Here is a 20,268-nt window from a genome sequence, read left to right as displayed (position 1 = left end):
ATTTTTAACCAATAAAAATATCTTGTTCACTTTCCACTTTACGATGGAAAGCAAACAAGATTTTTTGTTACAGCATATTTAAGAAACGATCAGAGACAACACCTGTATCGTCAGGTGTACGGCAAATAATTAAGCAAGTATCATCACCACAGATGGTTCCGATGATCTCATCCCACTCTAAATGATCAATAAGTGCTCCAAGTGAATGAGCGTTACCAGGCAATGTTTTTAGCACAAGCATATGTCCTGCCGTGTCTAATTTTACAAATGAATCCACTAGATTTCGTTTTAATTTTTGTAACGGGTTAAATCGTTGATCTGCTGGCAAGCTATATTTATAGCGCCCATCATGTAATGGCACCTTCACTAAGTGCAGTTCTTTAATATCGCGCGATACTGTTGCTTGCGTTACATTAAATCCCTCATTACGTAAAATATCAACTAATTCATCTTGTGTTTCAATTTCTTTGTTTGCAATAATTTCCCTGATTTTAATATGGCGCTGACCTTTGTTCATACATTTGCACCTCACACTATCTCTTACCATAGTTTAAACATTGGTATACTTCACTTATTTATGTTAACTTATAATTCGTTTCTTGTACACAATTGTTTTTACAATCATTATACAATTACAGCAAAAAGAGGAACAACATATGTTATTCCCCTTTCCCTTTTTGTTTTAGAACGTCATGCGCTTCTGTAACAACTTGCTCTATAGAAATCGGAGAATGATTTTCGCCATTCTCACGTTCACCATGCCATTTCAGATGAATTAAAAATTCAATATTACCATCCCCACCCGTAATTGGTGAGAATGTTAAACCTTCCACATCATAGCCTTCTTTTAAAGCAAACTCGACAATCATTTCTACAACAGCTTCATGTACTTTTCTATCGCGAACGATACCTTTTTTCCCAACTTGCTCTCTTCCAGCTTCAAACTGCGGTTTAATTAACGCTGCTACATCTCCGTTAGGCATAAGCATTGTTTTTAAAACTGGCAGTATAAGCTTTAATGATATAAATGAAACATCAATACTTGCAAATTGAGGTAAACCACGTTCTAAGTCTGCTGGTGTCACGTAACGGAAGTTTGTTCGTTCCATTACAACAACACGCTCATCTTGACGTAATTTCCACGCTAGTTGATTGTATCCTACATCTAATGCATAAGATAATTTCGCTCCATTTTGAAGCGCGCAATCTGTAAAGCCACCAGTTGATGAACCAATATCTATCATAACTTTATCTTGTAAATCAAGATGAAATGTCTCTAATGCCTTTTCAAGTTTATAACCACCACGACTTACATACGGCATAACTTGTCCCTTCACCGTAATCTCAGTATCTTGCGAGATTTTCTCTCCTGGCTTATCAAGTCTCATCTCATTTGCATATACGAGTCCGGCCATAATGGCGCGCTTTGCTTTCTCACGCGTTTCTATAAGTCCTCGCTCTACTAATAGTACATCTACTCTTTCTTTTTTTACGCTCATTTGTTACGCCCTTTTTTGTTTTGATGGAATCATTGTATGAATACGGTCTATAACAGCATCTGTCGTTAAACCAATTTCTTCTAATAATTTTGTTACACTTCCGTGCTCTATGAAGCGGTCTGGAATACCCATTCGTTCAACTAATGCACTATGGTAACCATTTTCAGATGCAAATTCAACTACTCCTGTTCCAAAACCACCGATTAAACAAGCTTCTTCAATCGTTAAAATCGGTATATTCTTTCCTAGAAGATCATGTAAATATGCTTCATCCATTGGTTTAATAAAGCGAGCATTCACTACTTTCACTGAAACCCCAGCTTTTTCAAGACGCTCAGCTGCTTCCATTGCCATTGGTATTGTCGTACCAAACGTTAAAATAGCTGCTTGTGTACCCTCTTTTAACGTCTCCCACGTACCAATTGGAATCGCCTTTAATTCTTTATCCATATGAACGCCAAGTCCATTACCGCGAGCATAACGCAATGCGATTGGTCCATCTTCATATTGCATCGCCGTATAAACTAAATGTTGCCCTTCATTTTCATCTTTCGGCATCATAAGCACCATATTCGGCAAGTGACGTAAGAATGAGATATCAAATACGCCTTGATGCGTTTCACCATCTGCTCCTACTAATCCCGAGCGATCTATTCCGATGAAAACATTTAAATTTTGGCGGCATATATCATGAACAACTTGGTCATATGCTCTTTGTAAAAATGTTGAATAAATTGCTAAGAATGGCTTCATTCCTTGCGTTGCCATACCTGCTGCCATTGTTGTAGCATGCTGTTCTGCAATACCTACATCAATCATACGATCTGGGAATTCTTTTTGGAATTTCTCAAGTTTTGATCCAACAGGCATTGCAGGTGTAATTGCTACGATACGCTCATCCGCTCTCGCTAGCTTAAGTACTGTTTCACTAACGACAGCACTCCATGCTGGTGCAACTTCTTTCGGCTTAACGAAGTCACCTGATTCAATTTTATAAGGTCCTGTTCCATGCCAAGTTCCAATAACGTCACTCTCAGCCGGTTTATAACCTTTTCCTTTTTTCGTAATAACGTGAACAAGCACTGGGCCTTTTGTTTTCTTTGCATATTGCAACGTTTCGAATAACTTTTCATAATCATGCCCATCGACTGGACCTAAATATGTAAAGCCTAACTCTTCGAAAAAGACACCAGATACTAGTAAATATTTAAGACTATCTTTTATTTTCTCTGCTGTCGCAGCCACTTTCCCGCCAACTGCTGGGATTTTCTTTAATATATACTCTAATTCATCTTTTACCCAGTGATATTTTCCTGCGGTACGTAAACGACCGAGCACATTATGAAGCGCACCAACGTTTGGTGCAATTGACATTTCATTATCATTCAAAATAACAATCATGTCTGTTTTTTCATGTCCAATATGGTTCAATGCCTCTAAAGCCATTCCGCCTGTTAAAGCACCATCTCCAATAATTGGTATAACATATTCTTTCGTTTTCTTTAAATCACGTGCCAGAGCCATTCCCATTGCAGCCGATAACGAAGTCGAGCTATGACCAGTTTCCCATACATCGTGCTCACTCTCGCAACGTTTCGGGAAACCACATAGACCTTGATATTGCCTTAATGTACCAAACTCTTTCGCACGTCCAGTTAAAATTTTATGTACATAGGATTGATGTCCTACATCCCATAAAAATTTATCTTGCGGGCTATCAAATAATTTGTGCAGAGCAATTGTGAGTTCTACTACACCTAAATTAGGTGCAATATGTCCACCTGTTTGAGAGAGCTCTTCAATTAAAAACTTACGAATATCCTCACTCAATCCCTCTAGTTCACTGATAGACATATCTTTCAAAAAACTAGGGTTTTGAATTTGCGTTAGATCCACATGGATCACTCACTTTCATTTCATAATCTGTCAACATGTCAAATATTATAAAAACATTTACACAAAACAAGAAATTCTCTTTTCTATTTTTCGTCTTGTCCCGCTATTAACCAGTCTATTGCGCCCTAATCCTATTATAAACCATATTTCTTTAGGCGATGAAAAAAATAGCCGCTAACACGAAGTGATAACGGCAATGTAATCTACATATATTTTTGCCAATAACAAGAAAAGAAAAACCTTTTCCTACATTTATATCATAAAATGATGAATGACTCAACAAATGAAAACGCTGTTATATTAGTTATTACGTTTTGCAATCAAATCACAAATAGATAGTAAATATTCATCTTGTAATTGCAAGGAACTAATCGCACCTTTTGCTTCTGCAATTGTTTCTTCTAAAATATCTTTTGCTCTATCTACAGTAAACAACGTTGTATATGTGCTCTTTTCATTAGAAAGATCGCTACCAATCGGTTTTCCAATCTCTTCTTCAGTTCCTTCGACATCTAAAATATCATCTCGAATTTGGAAAGCTAGACCGATATATTTGGCAAACGTAAGCAACTTTTCTTCTTGCTCTTCTGTCGCATCAGAAAGTATCGCACCCGCAAGTACAGCAAATTCAAGCAGTTTTCCGGTCTTATGTTTATGGATGTACTCCAATTCATCAATCGTAAGGCGTTTCCCTTCAGCTTCCATATCTGCCACTTGTCCGCCAACCATTCCTTCTGGTCCTGCTGCTTTTGCAAGTTCAAGTACAAGTCTTACTTTTTTTTCGGCAGAAATTTCTTTTTGCTCATATGCCATAATAACTTGAAAAGCATACGTCAATAAGCCATCTCCTGCTAAAACTGCCATCGCTTCACCAAATACTTTGTGATTTGTGGGCTTTCCTCTTCTTAAATCATCATCATCCATACAAGGTAAATCATCATGAACTAATGAATATGTATGAATCATTTCAAGAGCACAAGCTGCACCTACTCCAAGATTTCTTTCTTTCCCAAACGCTTGTAATGTTGCAAACAAAAGTAACGGGCGGAGACGTTTTCCACCCGCTTCCAAAGAATATGCCATCGCTTCACGAAGTACATTTGGACATTGTAATTCATTTGCATAGCTTACAAGTTTTTCTTCTACGAAAGTTTTACTTTCTTTCAAAAAAGTATCAAAAGCAATCGTCACTATGCTTCATCTCCTAAAGCAGTAAACGGTTCAAGCTCTCCATCTTCCCCAAGAATAACTGCCATTTGTTCTTGTACATTCTTCAGCTTCTCATCACAAAGCTTAGATAATTCCATACCTTCTTTAAAATAAGAAATCGCTTCTTCTAAAGGTACGTCACCTTGTTCTAGCTTAGAAACAAGATGCTCAAGTTGCGAAATTGCCTCTTCAAAGCTTAATTTATTTTCCATTATTCAATTCACGCTCCTCTATGCCTGATACGCTACAATCTAGTATTCCATCTTGTAATTGAACTGAAACAGCATCTCCAAGGCTTACATCTTTCACACTTTTTAACACTTGCTTCTCTTCATCATATACAAGCCCGTACCCTCTCATCATTACTTTAAGCGGACTTAACGCTTCAAGTTTTTGAGCAGCTCTTACAAAGGCAAATTCTTTCGTTTGAAGTAACGTTTGCATTTCACGTTGTAATTGCTTTTGCAACGTTTCAACAGCTACCTTCGTTTGCATAATTTTTTGAGATGGGTGGTGCTTCTCTAAATAAAATGAAAGTTGCTTTAACTGATTCACCTTTTTATCAATATAGCGCTCTTTCGCTAAAACAAGCTGTTCTAGCGCTCTATCTAATTGCTCTTCCTTTTGCTCATATACTTGTCTTGGATAACGGAACGCATACGATTTTTGCAACACTTGTAGTTTTTCTTCTTTTTTATGTACTAACTCTCTCATTGCTCTTTGCAATCTCAGAGTTCTTTGTAATACCTTTTCTTGTAACTCTATAATGTTAGGTGCTGCCAGCTCAGCTGCTGCAGTCGGTGTTGGCGCGCGTAAATCTGCAACAAAATCTGCGATTGTAAAATCCGTTTCATGGCCTACTGCCGAAATAATAGGAATTTCACTCTTAAAGATTGCTCTTGCAACCATTTCCTCATTGAAAGCCCATAATTCCTCAATAGAACCTCCACCACGACCAACGATTAGTACATCTATCTCTCCCATTTCATTCGCTGTACGAATCGCTTGTACAATCGAGGGAGCCGCTGACTCCCCTTGTACAAGTACCGGAAATACAATAACATTCCCAATTGGATAACGACGTTTAATCGTTGTTATAATATCACGAATCGCTGCTCCTGTTGGCGACGTAATCACACCTATTGTTTTAGCGTAAGGAGGAATCGCTTTTTTATAAACTTGAGAAAAAAGTCCTTCTTCTTCTAAACGAACTTTTAACTGTTCGTACGCTAAATGTAAATTCCCGACTCCGTCAGGCTGCATGTCTTGAATATAAATTTGATAAGAACCACTCGCCTCGTAAACAGAGATTTTCCCTTTCACGAGTACCTTCATCCCATTTTCAGGTTTGAATTTAATATTACGATTATGGCCCGCAAACATAACCGCTGCGATTCTTGCATTTTCATCTTTCAATGTAAAATACATGTGGCCACGGCTATGATTTTTAAAGTTGGAAATTTCACCTTTTAACCAAACAGACTGCAAATGCGGATCATATTCTATTTTTGTTTTTATATAGCGTGTTAACGCTGTAACGGTTAAATATTGCTTCTCCATTTCTCTCTCCTCATAGCCGACTCAAATTATTTACAAACGACACCTGCACGTTTGGCAGATTCAACAGTATTATGAAGAAGCATTGTGATTGTCATTGGACCAACACCCTTTGGCACAGGTGTAATGTAACCCGCAACATCTAACACGTTGTCAAAGTCAACATCACCACAAAGTTTTCCTGTTTCTAAACGGTTAACACCAACGTCAATTACAACCGCTCCTTCTTTAATATAATCCGCTGTTATCATTTTAGGTCGTCCAACAGCTACGATTAAAATATCAGCTAACTTCGATAACTCTTTCATATTTTGCGTCTTAGAATGACAATATGTTACAGTGGCATTTTCATTTAAAAACAATTGTCCCACTGGTTTACCGACAATATTACTTCTTCCAATTACTACTACATGTTTTCCAGAAATATCAAGATTTGTTTCTTTTACTAATTCTACAATACCATGCGGTGTACATGGAAGGAATGTATCTTGTCCCGTCATCATACGTCCCACGCTGATTGGGTGAAATCCGTCTACATCCTTTTCTGGTGAAATTCTTTCAATGATAGCTTTTTCTTCAATATGTTTTGGTAAAGGTAATTGCACTAATATGCCATTAATACGGTCATCTCCATTTAAGCGATCGATTTCAGCAAGCAAACGTTCCTCAGTAATTGTTTCAGGAAGTTCAATTAGCTCTGAGTAAATCCCTACTTGTTCACAGCCTTTTTCTTTTCCTTTCACATAAGAACGAGATGCTGGATCTTCTCCAACTAAAATAACTGCTAATCCTGGTACAATACCTTGCTCTTTCAACTTCACAACTTCTTCTGTTAATTGTGCTCGTTTTTTCTCCGCAACTTCATTTCCTTTGATGATTACTGCTACCATTTTAAGATTCCCCCTTAAAGAATTTACAGTGTATCTTTTATATTAGATAAAACGCCGTTAATAAAACGACGAGATTCCTCATCCCCAAATGTTTTTGCAATTTCAATTGCTTCGTTAATTGTTACGTTGTGTGGAATTTCTTCCATGTACTTCATTTCATACACAGCTACACGTAAAATACTGCGATCAACAATACTAATACGCTCAAGCTTCCACTTTTTTAAGTTTTGACGAATCGCTTCATCGATTGCTTCTTTATTTTCTACAAAACCTACTACAAGTGACTCTAGAAACTCATTTGTTTCTTCGCCTTCATCCAGCGTGTTTTCCACTGCTACTTTCGGTTCTAATTCACCTGTAATATCCATTTGGTATAATGCTTGCATTGCTCTTTCTCTAGCCGTCCTACGTTTCATTGTAACTCTCCTTTATGCTTCAAGTCTTTCCTTATACTTTGTTATATTATTATAATTTATAAGCCGTCAATTCACTTACTCTTACAGTTTTCATTGATTTTCCAACCTTATAATACAATGATAATAACACAATTTATCGTTTCACACACGGGTTACAAGGCTGAAAAATAATAAAAAGATTAACTTCAAGTTCCATATCTTATCACAATGTACGTTTTTTGGAAAAACGACACATTTTCTTGTTTATTTCTTATTTTTTGAAATAGTATAATAATTAGAGGGTTGTAATTTGTGAAGAAATGAAACGATAAAAAAGATGCCTATGTTACTAGGCACCTTTTCATTCTTACACTGGTTCGATTTCTGTTTTTTGTGTTTCGAATGTTACGCCAACGATGTGAACATTCACTTCTTTTGGCTCAAGTCCTGTCATTGTAAAGAGTGCTTGGCGAATATTGTCTTGAATCTTTTGTGCAACAACTGGAATTGCTACACCAAAATACATTACAACATAGAGGTCAACGATAATATCTTCGTTTGCTAATTCAACCTTTACACCTTTACCATGATTTTTCTTACCTAACTTCTCAACAACATCTGTAGCAAAATTACCGCGCATTGCCGCTACACCTTCTACTTCAGCAGCTGCAATACCTGCAATTACTTCAATTACTTCTGGTGCAATTTCTACTTTACCAAGAGTTGTATCTTGACCCATATCTAACATATGTTCAGCCATGAAAAAAACCTCCTTTAATGTATCACTGCGTCACAAGTTCATGCTCTTCCAAAAATTTCGTATTAAACTCACCTTTTACAAAATCAGGATGATCTAGCAATTGCAAATGGAACGGGATTGTTGTATGTACGCCTTCAATGACAAATTCACTAAGTGCGCGCTTCATTTTTGCAATTGCCTCTTCACGTGTTTTTCCGTGAACAATTAATTTAGCAACCATCGAATCATAGAAAGGTGGGATTGAATATCCCGGATATACAGCTGAATCGACGCGAATACCAAATCCTCCTGGTGGTAAGTACATTTCTACTTTACCTGGAGATGGCATAAATTTTTTGGCAGGGTTTTCCGCATTAATTCGACATTCAATTGCCCAACCATTAAATTGTACTTCTTCTTGCTGTAACGATAACTTTTCTCCTGAAGCAACAAGAATTTGCTCTTTAATTAAGTCCATTCCCGTTACCATTTCAGTAACCGGATGCTCAACCTGAATTCTCGTATTCATCTCCATGAAATAAAAGGTTTTCGTTTTATATTCATAAATAAACTCAACCGTACCAGCACCTGTATAATCAACCGCTACCGCCGCTTTAACTGCCGCTTCACCCATCTGCTTGCGAATATCTTCATCAAGTGCAGGTGATGGACTTTCTTCTAATAGTTTTTGCAAACGGCGCTGAATTGTACAATCACGCTCTCCTAAATGAATGGCATTTCCGTGTGTATCTGCCATTATTTGAATCTCAACATGGCGGAAATCTTCAACGTACTTTTCTAAGTATACACCAGGGTTCCCAAAAGCGGTACTAGCTTCTTGCTGTGTAATTTGAATTCCTTTTATAAGCTCTTCTTCATGGCGTGCAACACGAATACCTTTTCCACCGCCACCTGCAGTCGCTTTAATAGTAACTGGATATCCAATTTGATTAGCAAGCTCGATCGCTTCTTCGGTATTTTTAATAATCCCTTGTGAACCTGGTACAATCGGAACCCCTGCTTCTTTCATTGTATCACGAGCAACGTCTTTTGTGCCCATCTTTGAAATAGCTTCTGGACTTGGACCGATAAAAATCAAGTTACATTCACGGCATAACTCTGCGAAATCTGCATTCTCTGCTAAAAATCCGTATCCCGGATGAATAGCATCGCAGCCTGTTAACTTCGCAACGCTAATAATGTTTGTCAAATTTAAATAGCTTTCTTTCGAAATCGTTGGTCCTACACAATACGCCTCGTCTGCAATCTGTACGTGAAGTGACTCTTTATCTGCTTCTGAATAAATTGCAACTGTTTCAATATCCATTTCTTTACAAGCACGAATAATTCGTACAGCAATTTCCCCACGATTGGCTATTAATACTTTTTTTATCATCACAAAGACTCCCTTATTACGCTTTTACAAGAAATAGCGGTTGTCCATACTCAACAAGCTGTCCGTTATTAACAAGAATTTCAACAATTTCGCCCTCTACATCAGCATCAATTTCGTTAAATAACTTCATAGCCTCGACAATACATACGATAGAATCTTTCGATACTCTATCCCCAACACTTACATATGGAGGTGTATCAGGCGAAGAAGAAGAATAGAATGTACCTACCATCGGTGATGTGATTTTATGTAGGTTTTCATTTTGAACAACCTTCTTCTCTTCTTGTTTTGGCGCTTCTGCTTGTGCTGCTGCTACTTTCGTTTCAACTTCAACAGGCGCTACTGGTTGCATAGCTTGTTTTGCTGCAGGTGCTTGCACAGCAACAACTTCATTACCACGCTTTTTCATTTTGATTGTTGTACCGTCTTTTTTGTATTCAAATTCATCAATATTAGAGCTATCAATTAATTTAATTAATTCGCGAACTTCTTGAATTTTAAACATGTAAAATCCACTCCCATACTCTTGTTTGTCCCGTTTTTACAGATTCTCGTCACGAAAACTAGATTGACTGTAAAAATACGATGTATTCTATTAGAAAATATATTTCATTAACTAATAGAAATATTTACTATTTCCATCTTACGATAAATTTTTTAAACATTCCAATTTATATTTCTTTATAATAAATCGAAACTCCTGTAAAAATATTATTCCAACAAAAATTTAATACCTAGTAATAATACCAAGTTTCACACGAAATTGGCAAGACCACTTCTTAAAAAACATTCACTACTTTTTCAAAACGTTACACAGCAAACATGCCATCCCCTCTACACTCTTCACACATCTATAGTCAACAACATATTTTTACCAAATATTATTTTTTTTGTTTACACGCCATTCATCATTCCTTCATATAAGAATAGTATGTTCAAAGTGTAGAAAATATATTGTGTCGAGGTGTGGAAATATGATATGGCTCATTCTCTTTTTACCTGCCGTAATCGTTTGGGCATGCGTTCTTTGCATCCACGTCAAATCCGGAAAAAGTAATCATCAGTACCATGAACCATTAATCTTTTACTCACAACGTGTTTCTCCATTCCGAGTTGAACATAGTAAAAATAATTACAAAGACGAAATAGAAAAAAGCTATCGAAAATGATAGCTTTTTTCTATACACACGTTTACTTACATACCCTATTTTACTATTTGCATACCCTTTGCTTAGTAAAAGATAATAATCCGTAGGGAAATCCCTACGGATTAAGGTTTCACTTATTTCGCTGGTGGATCAAATTTCACACCTACATCTTTTGATCCGCCTTCACTTCTTACAAGTTGAATAATTTTATTTGCTTCTTTCTGTGAATGTTTTGCCGCTTTAACCGTTACTCTAATATCAGTACCATCAGCTCTTACAAGAGCATCTGGATATCCTCCTTGAGATTTAATTACTGTCTCAAGTAATTCTTGCTTCGTTTCCATTGTCGTAATGGCATCAAAATTTTCTTTCGCTTTATTCTTTTCTGTTGCTGAAGCTTTTGTTGAACTCATCACTTCTTGTAATTTTGCTTTTTGTTCACTACGCTGATCTTCCATTTGCATACGTAAAGCTGTGAAATTCTCATCACTTGATTGAACTGATACATTGCCCTCTTTTTTACTTGTTTCTTTTTTTGCATTTTCTTTTTTGTCTGTTTCTTTATTTGTTGTTTCTTTGCTTGTATTTTCTTTTTTCGGAGTTTCTTTAGGCGCTTCGTTTGTTACTGCTTTATCAGTACCTTGTTTTTCTTGTCCAATCTTTTCACCTGTTGCTGGCGATGCTGTATTCATTTTGTCAGGAGTTGTCACGTAATACACAGATAGTACAACAACTAAACTTAACATCGTTAATAACCAAACTGTTTGTTTTTTTAACACTTTATTTCCTCCCTATCAATTTTTCGGTGAAACTGAAACGCGATGGGCCGGTACATCTAGCAGCCTTATCACAGCTTCTTTTACCATTGCTTTAACTTGTATATTATCCACTCCCTTTGCTACTACAAGAACACCACGTACTTTCGGCTTCTCTGTTCGTAAAACAACAGGAGTTTCTTTATCCCCTTCACGTATAATGACAGTCTTTTCATCAAGAGACTCGTCCTCTACTTCTCTCTTACCGCCTGTTTTATCTGTTTCACCTGTTGTTTGTGAGCGTTTCACTGTATTTTTTTCTAAAATTTTTTCTTCAGATGAATCTAAATTCACTTTAATCGTTACGTCTTTTACTCCTGCTATTTCTTCTAAAGCAGTTTTTAATTCTTGTTCATACACTTTTTCATATTTTTCTACATTTGACATACTATCATTACTTTTTTGTCCGAAAGTTGGTACGTCTTTTTCTTGGTTTTGAGTTTTTTGTTCTTTAAATACAGGTACTTCTTCTTTTTTACTTGAAAAGAGACTACTAGAAAACATAAGCAAAATTCCAAGTATGAGTAGGACAAGTAAAAACTTAGGTGTTACCTTTTTACCCTTCTCGTTGCTTTCTTTTTGATCCCCATTCAATAAGTTTCGAAAAAATGAGAACTTCGAATTTTTATCTTTATTGTCCATTTACTCTACCTGTCCTCCCTTCCATTTGAACTTGGATTTGTTTACCCTCTAGTTGCCACCTGCTTGAAAAGAAATCTTTCATTTCTCCATTCGTTTCTTCCACTTTTTTTGGAGGCTCTTTCGTGTTAATTTCAATTGGCTTTACTGTTTCGATTGCATCATTTTTACTACGTTCTTTTTCTTTCAACGTCACAACAACAGATTGAATATCTTTCGCTGACTTTACTTCTTCTATATTTTCTGCTGCGACTATTTGTATTTCAGAGACAGTCATACCATACTTTTTCTCAAACTCTTTTCCTACTTCTTTTTTCATTTTGGTAGCCATCTCTTCTAAACTATATGCACGTGTTAGAGCTTGTATTTCTTTTTTCTTCGAATCTATTGAATTTTTTACAGATCCTTCTGCTACGTACTTTTCTTCATTAAAATTTGCAATTACTTCATTTACATCTGTCTGCAATAGTTTAAAAAGGGGTGTTAAAATTAATACGACTAACAAAAGACTTACAACGAATTTAACGTATTTTTGCAAATTCGAATTCGGAAGAATAAGATGAAGCATTGTCGCTAAGAGCAAAAAAACGATAATATTTCTGATCCACTCTGTAACAAATTGCATACTCTTCACCTCCTACCGCATCATAAGTGTAATATTCCCCGCAGCAATAATAATTGTAATACTTAAAAAGAACATAAATGATACGATAGCTAAGCAAGCAAATACGTAAATGATGCTTCTTCCAATAATGTCTAAACATTGAATAATTGCTCCGCCGCCAACCGGTTGTAATACTGCTGCTGCGAATTTATAAATAAATGCAATACAGAAAATTTGAATCGCAGGAAAAGCAACAATTAAGCATAAAATGACGAGCCCAATAATTCCGACTGTGTTTTTCAATAATCCTGATGCGCTAATAACAGTATCTGCCGCTTCCGTAAACATTCTTCCAACTACTGGAATGAAGTTTCCTGTTACAAATTTAGCAGTTTTCACAGCTATGCCATCAGCAACGGCTGTCGCTGTTCCTTGTACAGATAATACCCCTAAAAAAATCGTTAAGAAGATACCGATAATCCCAACGCTAACGTTTTGCAGAAGCTTGGACAATTTTGTAACTTTATATTGATCACTCATTGTACTTACAATACTTAATATCGTTGCCAGTAATAAAAGCGGTAGAACGATATAATTCATAAGAAGCCCGCTTGTATTCATTAAGAAAATGATAATCGGATGAAAGAAAGATACAGATACAACCCCGCCACCAGTCGCTATAAGCGCCAATAAAATTGGCAATAGCGCTAATATGAAATCTACCATTGTTTGTATCGTTTCTCTTGCATATGTCATAACGACATAAAAACTATTTAAAGCAAAAATAATAAGTACCATATATACAACAGCATCAGCAATTTTACTTACACTACTTTTTGAAAAAGCGGATTGCAGTGATTGCAACAATGCACTAAAGATTGTGAGCATAATGAGTGTGCCAAGCAGTTTTCCATTAGCTGCAAGCTCATGAAATAAATATTTTAATAACCCTATCATCCACTCTTTTAGAGAGAATTCTTTTTCTCCCTTTACAAACTCCATAAAACTCCCTTTTTGACTCTCTGGCAAATAGCCACCATATTTTGTAACAAGCCCGTCCCAAAATTGCTTCACATCTTCAATTCCGAGCTTATCCAATTGTTGATCAACGACGTTTGTTTCTACAGGAGAAGCTTGTACAACAACCGGTAAAGAAAAGAAAAGGAAGCAAGCAAATAGCAGCTTAGCTCCAAACCTCCTCAACATTCACTCCCCCTTATCCCGTCGGTAAAAATCCGAGAATAGTTTCAATTACAACCGTCAAAATAGGAATTGCCATAACGAGAATTAAGATTTTCCCAGCAAGTTCAATTTTCGAAGCGATGGCACCTTGACCAGCATCTTTTGTAATTTGAGCTCCAAACTCGGCAATATAAGCAATTCCAATAATTTTTAGTAACGTTTCCACGTAGACGTTGCTAACTTTCGCTTCACTCGCTACTCTCTCAATCATTTGTAAAATAGAATGAATTTGATCGATTAAAATAAGAAACATCACGCTACCTACGAACACAATAAATAAAGATGTAATACTAGATTTATGCTGGTTCAAAACAGCAGCTAAAAACGTAGCAACGAGGCCTAATCCGACAATTTGTATAATTTCGATTCGAACCGCCTCCTTTACTGGAAGAGAAAGACACTTTTAATCTTGTCGAATAGCGTATTAATTAAAAATGCAACATGAAATAAAATGACGACAAAACCGACAAGGATAACCCAATTTGCAATATCCTCACGCTTCAATTCTTTTAGTACAGTATGAATGAAAGCTAAAACAATGCCGATTCCGGCGATTTGAAATATTAATCCAACATCAATGGACATCGCCTTTCTCCCCCCCTATAGCAGTAAAATTACAATAAGTAGCCCTGCTAGTACCCCTAAGCTCTTAATCATTTTTTCGTATTGCAGTTGTAAAGCTTTCGCTTCCTCTTCTTCTCTCTCCAAATGTGTAATACATAAGCGAATATGTTTTTGTTGTGATTCACGATCATGTTGCCCGAGCGTTTCACCAAATTGCTGCAGTATTTCATACTCGGTTTGTTGAAAAGCCGTCAACTTCCAATTCTCTTTCAAACTATCTATCCAAGCTTCCCTTACTGTTTGTTCTCCACTTTCTAGTTTTTTAGCGAAACTTTGAAATATCCAATTTAATGGCTTTGGCATTTGTTTAACTAATCGCTCGGCAGCCTCAGATAAAGGTGTGTGTCCATACATAATTTCTGCCTCTAATGATTGAAGTGCTGATTTTAATAACCTAAGTTGCCTCGGTCTCTCACTGTATCTTTTAGCGTACGAAAACCCGAAAAAGGTGCTGACCGCAACGATTAACACTGCACCAAATATTTTCACCATACGCCCTCAGCCTTTCTATTTGATAACACTGGTTTTCCATATTTATCTTTCACCTGCATAACCGTTCCTGGACCCCTCGCTTTTGACAACTCCACAAACCTATCAAATATACCAAGCTCTAGCACTGCCTTGAGCGATGGACGTCTCACAACATCCTCATAGGAAAATCCGTGTGCGCTTATAAAAAGCTGGACACCTGCATGCACTGCCTCCATAATTGCTTCACTATCTTCTTTACGGCCAATTTCATCTACGATCAAAATATCAGGACTCATAGAACGAATCATCATCATCATTCCTTCTGCCTTTGGACATGCGTCTAACACATCGACTCGGGTACCAAAATCATATTGCGGGATCCCTTTCACACAACCAGCAATTTCTGACCGTTCATCAACGATCCCCACTTTACAGGAAGGAATTTCCGAAGCACTTACCCCTTGACTCATGCAACGTGCTACATCTCTTAAGAGTGTCGTTTTTCCCGTTTGGGGAGGGCCAATTACCATCGTGTTTAACCACCTTTTTTCATACAAATATGGCAAAAGCGGTTCAGCAATCCCTATTTTTTGACGAGCAATACGAATATTAAAGGAAGAGACATCACGAATCATTTTCACTGCGCTTTTTTCTGTAATGACTTTTCCTGCTAACCCGATTCTATGCCCTCCGCGAAGCGTCACATACCCACGTTTTAATTCCTCTTCCATCGTATAAATTGAGAATTGACTTAACTTATTCAATAAGTAAATAGCATCCTCTGCAGTAGTGATATAGTCATAAAAAAACACCTTTCCGTGTGCAATACACTCTAGCGGCCTTCCAATTCGAACACGAATTTCCTCTAAAGCATCGTATTGCTTACATTCTTCAATTAAGTACTTCATCGTTTTTGGTAAAACTTCTAATACCTCTTTCATCGGCTTCTCCCCACTATACTCGACTTACTATTTCAGTAATGCGATAAAAATACAGCAAATTCCAAGCGCTAGAAAAAAGAGCTTCAAGAAAGAAATTTCACTTGCTACACTCGCTATCCCAATTGTCATTGTTAAAATTAATACGGTAGGTCCAACAAACGCCAACATACCATTTATAAACAACGCTTTCTTCGCATCATTCACATAAAGCATAAGCAAAGCAGCAAATATCTCCGCACTACCTGAAAATAATCGAAGTGCCCCCATAACAAGCACGGATGTTTCCATTGCCGCTAGCCACTGTTTCATTCTTCCACCTTCTCCCGTAACAGTTACTAACTTCGTATTCTAAAAAAGAATATATTTGTACAACCATATGCAGAGGTTGTCTATTTCAGAAGTAAAAACATAATTTTTCTCTAAAGTCTGAATTACAATCTGAATATTCATATTATTTAACGGTATATTATGGTATATTTAGTTTAAAAGAGGTTTAAACCATGCAGCACGTCACTTTATTACCACTAGATTTATGCTATACAAATGTGATTTTCGAGCTATCAAGTGATCCACATATAAAAAATGCATTGGGGATAACGGTAGAAAATATCGAAGACACGAAAACATTTCTTCTTTTCGCAACAGAAGAAGAGCGTCAAAAGAAATCCTTATCGAGAATGATTGTGAATGAAGAAAATGAAATAATTGGCCTCACCACACTTAAACATATTAATAATGAGAAAAAGCAATCTCACATTGGTAGTTGGCTCGGCTATCCGTACTGGGGAAAAGGCTATAACGAGGCTGCTAAAAAAGAAATCTTTAAAATCGCCTTTTTAGACTTACAACTTTCCTACGTATTTGCTGGTGCTAAAACGAATAATATCCGCTCTTTAAAAGCACAAGAAAAACTACCTTATATTTCATTGCATGTGGAAAACAAGTTTCCAGACGAACACGCTGCACTAGAGAAAGAAGTAAAGTCACCTTGCTCTCTGCATGTCGTGTCACGTGAAAATTTTTTAAACTGGTTGAAATTAAAGAATGAGGGGAAAAAATATGAAGGCATTGAAAGTTAGTTTAACCGTTGTAGTAGAATTAGCTCTTATTTATCTTTTTTCATTATTGGTCGGTTGGTCATTTATAGAGACCTTTTTCCTTGGTAGTTTAGCAATATTTGCAATTATGTGGTTAATTATTATGAGTAACCATAGAAATAACATTACAGATCACGCAATAAGTAAAACATTAACTGGCGTTGAGACTGGCGAAATAAAACCATTTCAAATTGTTTTGACTCCATCTATTATGGGTACTCTTTCACTTGTTTTAGTCAGTTTTATAATAACAGCTATTTACTATCTACCCTATTTCCTATAAAAAAGCACTCGTGAATTATCACGAGTGCTTTTTTACTATGCACGAGAAACGTATTTACCTTCACCAGTGTTGATGATAAGCATTTCGCCTTCGTTAATGAAGATTGGTACTTGTACAACAAGACCAGTTTCCAATGTAGCTGGTTTTGTTACGTTAGAAGCAGTATCACCTTTAATACCAGGCTCTGTTTCTGTAACTTGTAATTCAACTGTGTTTGGAAGTTCAACACCAAGTACTTCGCCTTGGTAAGTCATGATTGCTACTTCCATGTTTTCTTTTAGGAATTTAAGCTCGCGCTCGATTTGTTTTTCACCAAGTTCGATTTGCTCATAAGTTCCGTTATCCATAAATACGTGAGCCTCACCGCTTGCGTATAAGTATTGCATACGACGGTTTTCGATGTGTGCTTTTTCTACTTTCTCACCTGCACGGAATGTTTTCTCTTGAACAGAACCTGTGCGAAGATTACGTAGTTTAGAACGAACGAATGCAGCACCTTTACCTGGCTTTACGTGTTGGAAATCAAGTACTTGCCAAAGGGCATTGTCCACTGAAATTGTTAAACCTGTACGAAAATCGTTTACTGAAATCATGTAAAAAAATCCTCCTGTGTATTACAAAATAATAAGTTCTTTTGGTGATTTCGTAATTACTTCATTACCTTCACTTGTCACAATGATATCATCTTCAATACGTACGCCGCCAATACCTGGAATATAAATACCTGGTTCTACTGTTACAGCCATGCCTGGTTCAAGTACTGTATGAGAACGGAATGCTAAACCTGGTGCTTCATGGATTTCAAGACCTATTCCATGACCAGTAGAGTGTCCAAAGTATTCACCATATCCTTTTTCCGTTATGTAGTCACGCGTTAGCGCATCAGCCTCGCGACCTGTTAAACCAGCTTTAATACCGTTCACACCACGTAGTTGTGCTTCTAAAACGATATTATAAATTTCTTTTAATTTATCAGATGGTTCACCGACTGCAATCGTACGAGTAATATCAGAGCAATATCCTTTGTAATAAGCGCCGAAGTCTAATGTAACGAAATCTCCTGTTTCTATCACTTTTTCAGATGCCACGCCGTGCGGTAATGCCGAACGAAGACCTGAAGCAACGATAATATCAAACGAAGAAGATGTTGCTCCTTGTTTTCTCATGAAAAATTCAAGTTCATTTGACACTTCAATTTCAGATACTCCCGGGCGAATGAATGATAGAATATGCTCAAAGGCAGCATCTGCAATCTGTGCAGCTTCCTTTAATATCTTAATCTCTGAATCAGTCTTTATCAAGCGTAACTTTTCTACAAGTCCAGAAGTCGGGATAAATTCAGCATCAATCGCTTCCTTATGCACTGAATAAGAACTATATGTAAGAGTATCTTGCTCAAAACCAAGCTTTTGAATTCCAAGCTCTTTCACTTGCTTTGCCACTTCATCAATGATCAATCCTGCGTGCTGTACAACCTCATATCCAACCGCTTGTTTACTTGCCTGCTCGACGTAACGGAAATCTGTAATAAATTGAGCACGATCTTTTGAAATAAGAACAACGCCTGCTGTTCCTGTGAAGTTAGCCATATATCTACGACTATGTTCATTTGTTAACAAAATACCGTCAATACCAGCCTCATCAAATGCACTTCGTAATCTTTCAATTTTCTCCATTACTTTATGCCTCCCTCAATTTCTCCATTAATGCAAATAACGCTAACTTATAGCCATAAAAACCAAATCCTACAATTTGACCTGCACAAACAGCTGCCGTCACAGATTCATGACGGAACGATTCACGCTGATGAATGTTAGAAATATGTACTTCAATAACAGGAATCGAAATGCTCGCAATGGCATCACGAATCGCATAGCTATAATGCGTAAATGCTCCCGGATTTAAAATGATCCCTTCATATATATCTTCCGCTTCATGAATAATGTCGATAATGGCACCTTCATGATTCGATTGGAAACATTCTAACTCCACTCCCATTGTTTCTGCTTCTTGCTTCATATCTGCTTCAAGTGTCGTTAGCGTGCCCTTTCCATATACATTTACCTCACGAACACCGAGGCGATTTAGGTTAGGACCGTTTACGAGGAGTAACTTTTTCATATTCTTAAAACTCCTTAATATTAAATATCTATACAATATTTTAACATAGGAGTTACTTATTTGAATAGTTCGTCTTCTCTTACCCTTCTTGTTCTGCTTTATTGCTATTTACTGCGTAAGAAACAGAATATGCTATAAACACACCATACAATATAAAAATACATATTGTCGTCACAATTGTCTCTTTTGGTAAATGGAGCGCACTTTTAATAACAGGAGCCATTAAACCCATCCCCAAAAACAGTAGTGCCCACCAAAATAGCCCATAAATAATTCCCGCTATAATCCCTTCAAACTTTGCAAAAAATGCTTTATACAAAAAGGCAATTAAAATTGAAAGAAGTCCCATACACACTATTCCGAACACATTGCCCCATACACCCTCTTTCCAACTTCCAAACGCAAATGGTAAAAGGAAATAATTCGGGCCCGCCTCCGTGAATGAAAATATATGAAGGAAATACCATATCCCGCCCCAAAAGATTCCACCAAACAAACCAATCTGCACAAAATTCCTTGTTCCTAATTGTTCTTGACTCACATCGACACCTCCGCTCAATAGTATGCCCGAAACTATTTTGAAGCATGTTTAAATCCTGCGAAATTTGTCTATAAAAAGAATAAGAAATGTCCGACTCTCATAACATTTTCCCTTGTCATCTACTTGTATTTGCCGATAAAATAAAGGAAACTCGGTGATTG

27 protein-coding genes are annotated in these 20,268 nt (G+C 36.8%); 3 read left to right on the top strand and 24 right to left on the bottom strand.

The features are described 5' to 3' along the window. Positions 1–67: 67 nt before the first annotated feature. The 11 genes from argR to accB all read right to left on the bottom strand — a co-directional run bounded on the left by argR (position 68) and on the right by accB (position 10,086). Positions 68–517, bottom strand: a complete 450-nt coding sequence (gene argR / locus MR169_RS08445; protein ID WP_001032580.1) for an arginine repressor ArgR — start codon at positions 515–517, stop codon at positions 68–70. A 142-nt stretch (positions 518–659) separates the two neighbouring features. After that, positions 660–1,499, bottom strand: a complete 840-nt coding sequence (locus MR169_RS08440; protein ID WP_000111874.1) for a TlyA family RNA methyltransferase — start codon at positions 1,497–1,499, stop codon at positions 660–662. Between the two features lie 3 nt (positions 1,500–1,502). Next, entirely contained in the window at positions 1,503–3,395 is a 1,893-nt protein-coding gene (gene dxs / locus MR169_RS08435) for a 1-deoxy-D-xylulose-5-phosphate synthase (protein WP_000366453.1), read from the bottom strand. Positions 3,396–3,695: 300 nt separating this feature from the next. Beyond that, positions 3,696–4,586, bottom strand: coding sequence for a (2E,6E)-farnesyl diphosphate synthase (gene ispA, locus MR169_RS08430; RefSeq protein WP_000150374.1), 891 nt, complete (start codon positions 4,584–4,586; stop codon positions 3,696–3,698). Beyond that, the gene (gene xseB / locus MR169_RS08425; protein WP_000428423.1) at positions 4,586–4,816 is read right to left on the bottom strand and encodes an exodeoxyribonuclease VII small subunit; all 231 of its coding nucleotides are present in this window, start codon (positions 4,814–4,816) and stop codon (positions 4,586–4,588) included. Before xseB ends, ispA begins: the two co-directional genes overlap by 1 nt. Further along, positions 4,806–6,164 (bottom strand): exodeoxyribonuclease VII large subunit, encoded by a 1,359-nt coding sequence (xseA, locus tag MR169_RS08420; protein WP_000415249.1) that lies wholly within the window; start codon positions 6,162–6,164, stop codon positions 4,806–4,808. The genes xseB and xseA overlap by 11 nt, the downstream gene beginning before the upstream one ends. Positions 6,165–6,190: 26 nt before the next feature. Next, the gene (gene folD, locus MR169_RS08415; protein WP_000226732.1) at positions 6,191–7,051 is read right to left on the bottom strand and encodes a bifunctional methylenetetrahydrofolate dehydrogenase/methenyltetrahydrofolate cyclohydrolase FolD; all 861 of its coding nucleotides are present in this window, start codon (positions 7,049–7,051) and stop codon (positions 6,191–6,193) included. A 23-nt stretch (positions 7,052–7,074) separates the two neighbouring features. Next, a complete protein-coding gene (nusB, locus tag MR169_RS08410) occupies positions 7,075–7,467 on the bottom strand; it encodes a N utilization substance protein NusB (protein WP_000830247.1) in 393 nt (130 codons plus the stop codon). A 346-nt stretch (positions 7,468–7,813) separates the two neighbouring features. After that, the gene (locus MR169_RS08405) at positions 7,814–8,206 is read right to left on the bottom strand and encodes an Asp23/Gls24 family envelope stress response protein (protein ID WP_000807630.1); all 393 of its coding nucleotides are present in this window, start codon (positions 8,204–8,206) and stop codon (positions 7,814–7,816) included. Positions 8,207–8,228: 22 nt separating this feature from the next. Next, positions 8,229–9,581, bottom strand: a complete 1,353-nt coding sequence (gene accC / locus MR169_RS08400) for an acetyl-CoA carboxylase biotin carboxylase subunit (RefSeq protein ID WP_242319255.1) — start codon at positions 9,579–9,581, stop codon at positions 8,229–8,231. Between the two features lie 16 nt (positions 9,582–9,597). After that, positions 9,598–10,086: an acetyl-CoA carboxylase biotin carboxyl carrier protein gene (gene accB, locus MR169_RS08395; protein ID WP_000472861.1), complete on the bottom strand. Its 489-nt coding sequence runs from the start codon at positions 10,084–10,086 to the stop codon at positions 9,598–9,600. A gap of 469 nt (positions 10,087–10,555) precedes the next feature. Here accB and MR169_RS08390 point away from each other — a divergent pair, with 469 nt between their 5' ends. Beyond that, positions 10,556–10,750 carry a hypothetical protein gene (locus MR169_RS08390; protein ID WP_002000935.1) on the top strand — a complete coding sequence of 65 codons (195 nt, stop codon included), beginning with the start codon at positions 10,556–10,558 and terminating at the stop codon, positions 10,748–10,750. Between the two features lie 113 nt (positions 10,751–10,863). On the opposite strand, the gene MR169_RS08385 is transcribed toward MR169_RS08390, so the two are convergent. Genes MR169_RS08385 through MR169_RS08345 form a run of 9 tightly spaced genes read right to left on the bottom strand, consistent with a single transcriptional unit; the run spans position 10,864 to position 16,374 of the window. Beyond that, a complete protein-coding gene (locus tag MR169_RS08385; protein WP_000914710.1) occupies positions 10,864–11,508 on the bottom strand; it encodes a SpoIIIAH-like family protein in 645 nt (214 codons plus the stop codon). Between the two features lie 15 nt (positions 11,509–11,523). After that, positions 11,524–12,186 (bottom strand): stage III sporulation protein AG, encoded by a 663-nt coding sequence (gene spoIIIAG / locus MR169_RS08380; protein WP_242319254.1) that lies wholly within the window; start codon positions 12,184–12,186, stop codon positions 11,524–11,526. Further along, positions 12,176–12,808, bottom strand: a complete 633-nt coding sequence (gene spoIIIAF / locus MR169_RS08375) for a stage III sporulation protein AF (protein WP_016111659.1) — start codon at positions 12,806–12,808, stop codon at positions 12,176–12,178. Before spoIIIAF ends, spoIIIAG begins: the two co-directional genes overlap by 11 nt. A 12-nt stretch (positions 12,809–12,820) precedes the next feature. Further along, complete coding sequence (gene spoIIIAE, locus MR169_RS08370; RefSeq protein WP_000946110.1) at positions 12,821–13,993, bottom strand: stage III sporulation protein AE; 1,173 nt, start codon at positions 13,991–13,993, stop codon at positions 12,821–12,823. Between the two features lie 10 nt (positions 13,994–14,003). Beyond that, positions 14,004–14,387, bottom strand: a complete 384-nt coding sequence (spoIIIAD, locus tag MR169_RS08365) for a stage III sporulation protein AD (protein ID WP_077393170.1) — start codon at positions 14,385–14,387, stop codon at positions 14,004–14,006. A gap of 23 nt (positions 14,388–14,410) precedes the next feature. Beyond that, on the bottom strand, positions 14,411–14,614 hold the full coding sequence (spoIIIAC, locus tag MR169_RS08360; protein ID WP_000020914.1) for a stage III sporulation protein AC: 204 nt from the start codon (positions 14,612–14,614) through the stop codon (positions 14,411–14,413). 15 nt (positions 14,615–14,629) lie between these two features. Further along, entirely contained in the window at positions 14,630–15,145 is a 516-nt protein-coding gene (gene spoIIIAB, locus MR169_RS08355) for a stage III sporulation protein SpoIIIAB (RefSeq protein WP_000238702.1), read from the bottom strand. Continuing rightward, a complete protein-coding gene (gene spoIIIAA / locus MR169_RS08350; RefSeq protein ID WP_000665905.1) occupies positions 15,139–16,065 on the bottom strand; it encodes a stage III sporulation protein AA in 927 nt (308 codons plus the stop codon). The genes spoIIIAB and spoIIIAA overlap by 7 nt, the downstream gene beginning before the upstream one ends. A gap of 27 nt (positions 16,066–16,092) precedes the next feature. Continuing rightward, entirely contained in the window at positions 16,093–16,374 is a 282-nt protein-coding gene (locus tag MR169_RS08345) for a YqhV family protein (RefSeq protein ID WP_000816050.1), read from the bottom strand. 191 nt (positions 16,375–16,565) lie between these two features. On the opposite strand from MR169_RS08345, the gene MR169_RS08340 reads away from it, so the two are divergent. Further along, positions 16,566–17,144, top strand: a complete 579-nt coding sequence (locus tag MR169_RS08340) for a GNAT family N-acetyltransferase (protein WP_242319253.1) — start codon at positions 16,566–16,568, stop codon at positions 17,142–17,144. After that, positions 17,125–17,445, top strand: a complete 321-nt coding sequence (locus MR169_RS08335; protein ID WP_000645695.1) for a hypothetical protein — start codon at positions 17,125–17,127, stop codon at positions 17,443–17,445. The genes MR169_RS08340 and MR169_RS08335 overlap by 20 nt, the downstream gene beginning before the upstream one ends. Before the next feature lie 35 nt (positions 17,446–17,480). Here the strand turns inward: MR169_RS08335 and efp are convergent, their stop codons facing one another. From efp to MR169_RS08315, 4 genes are all read right to left on the bottom strand, one after another. Continuing rightward, a complete protein-coding gene (gene efp, locus MR169_RS08330; RefSeq protein WP_000626516.1) occupies positions 17,481–18,038 on the bottom strand; it encodes an elongation factor P in 558 nt (185 codons plus the stop codon). 21 nt (positions 18,039–18,059) lie between these two features. Further along, positions 18,060–19,121, bottom strand: a complete 1,062-nt coding sequence (gene pepQ / locus MR169_RS08325) for a Xaa-Pro dipeptidase (protein ID WP_000411041.1) — start codon at positions 19,119–19,121, stop codon at positions 18,060–18,062. A gap of 4 nt (positions 19,122–19,125) precedes the next feature. Continuing rightward, complete coding sequence (aroQ, locus tag MR169_RS08320) at positions 19,126–19,566, bottom strand: type II 3-dehydroquinate dehydratase (protein ID WP_000735147.1); 441 nt, start codon at positions 19,564–19,566, stop codon at positions 19,126–19,128. A gap of 79 nt (positions 19,567–19,645) precedes the next feature. Beyond that, on the bottom strand, positions 19,646–20,107 hold the full coding sequence (locus MR169_RS08315) for a YqhR family membrane protein (protein WP_000076880.1): 462 nt from the start codon (positions 20,105–20,107) through the stop codon (positions 19,646–19,648). Between the last annotated feature and the right edge of the window lie 161 nt (positions 20,108–20,268).

The sequence above is a fragment of the Bacillus cereus group sp. BfR-BA-01349 genome (assembly GCF_022663795.1).
GTDB classification, from domain to species: domain Bacteria; phylum Bacillota; class Bacilli; order Bacillales; family Bacillaceae_G; genus Bacillus_A; species Bacillus_A cereus.
The sequence above is the reverse complement of the archived record's forward strand: the minus strand, read 5'-3'. Positions and strand labels throughout refer to the sequence as shown.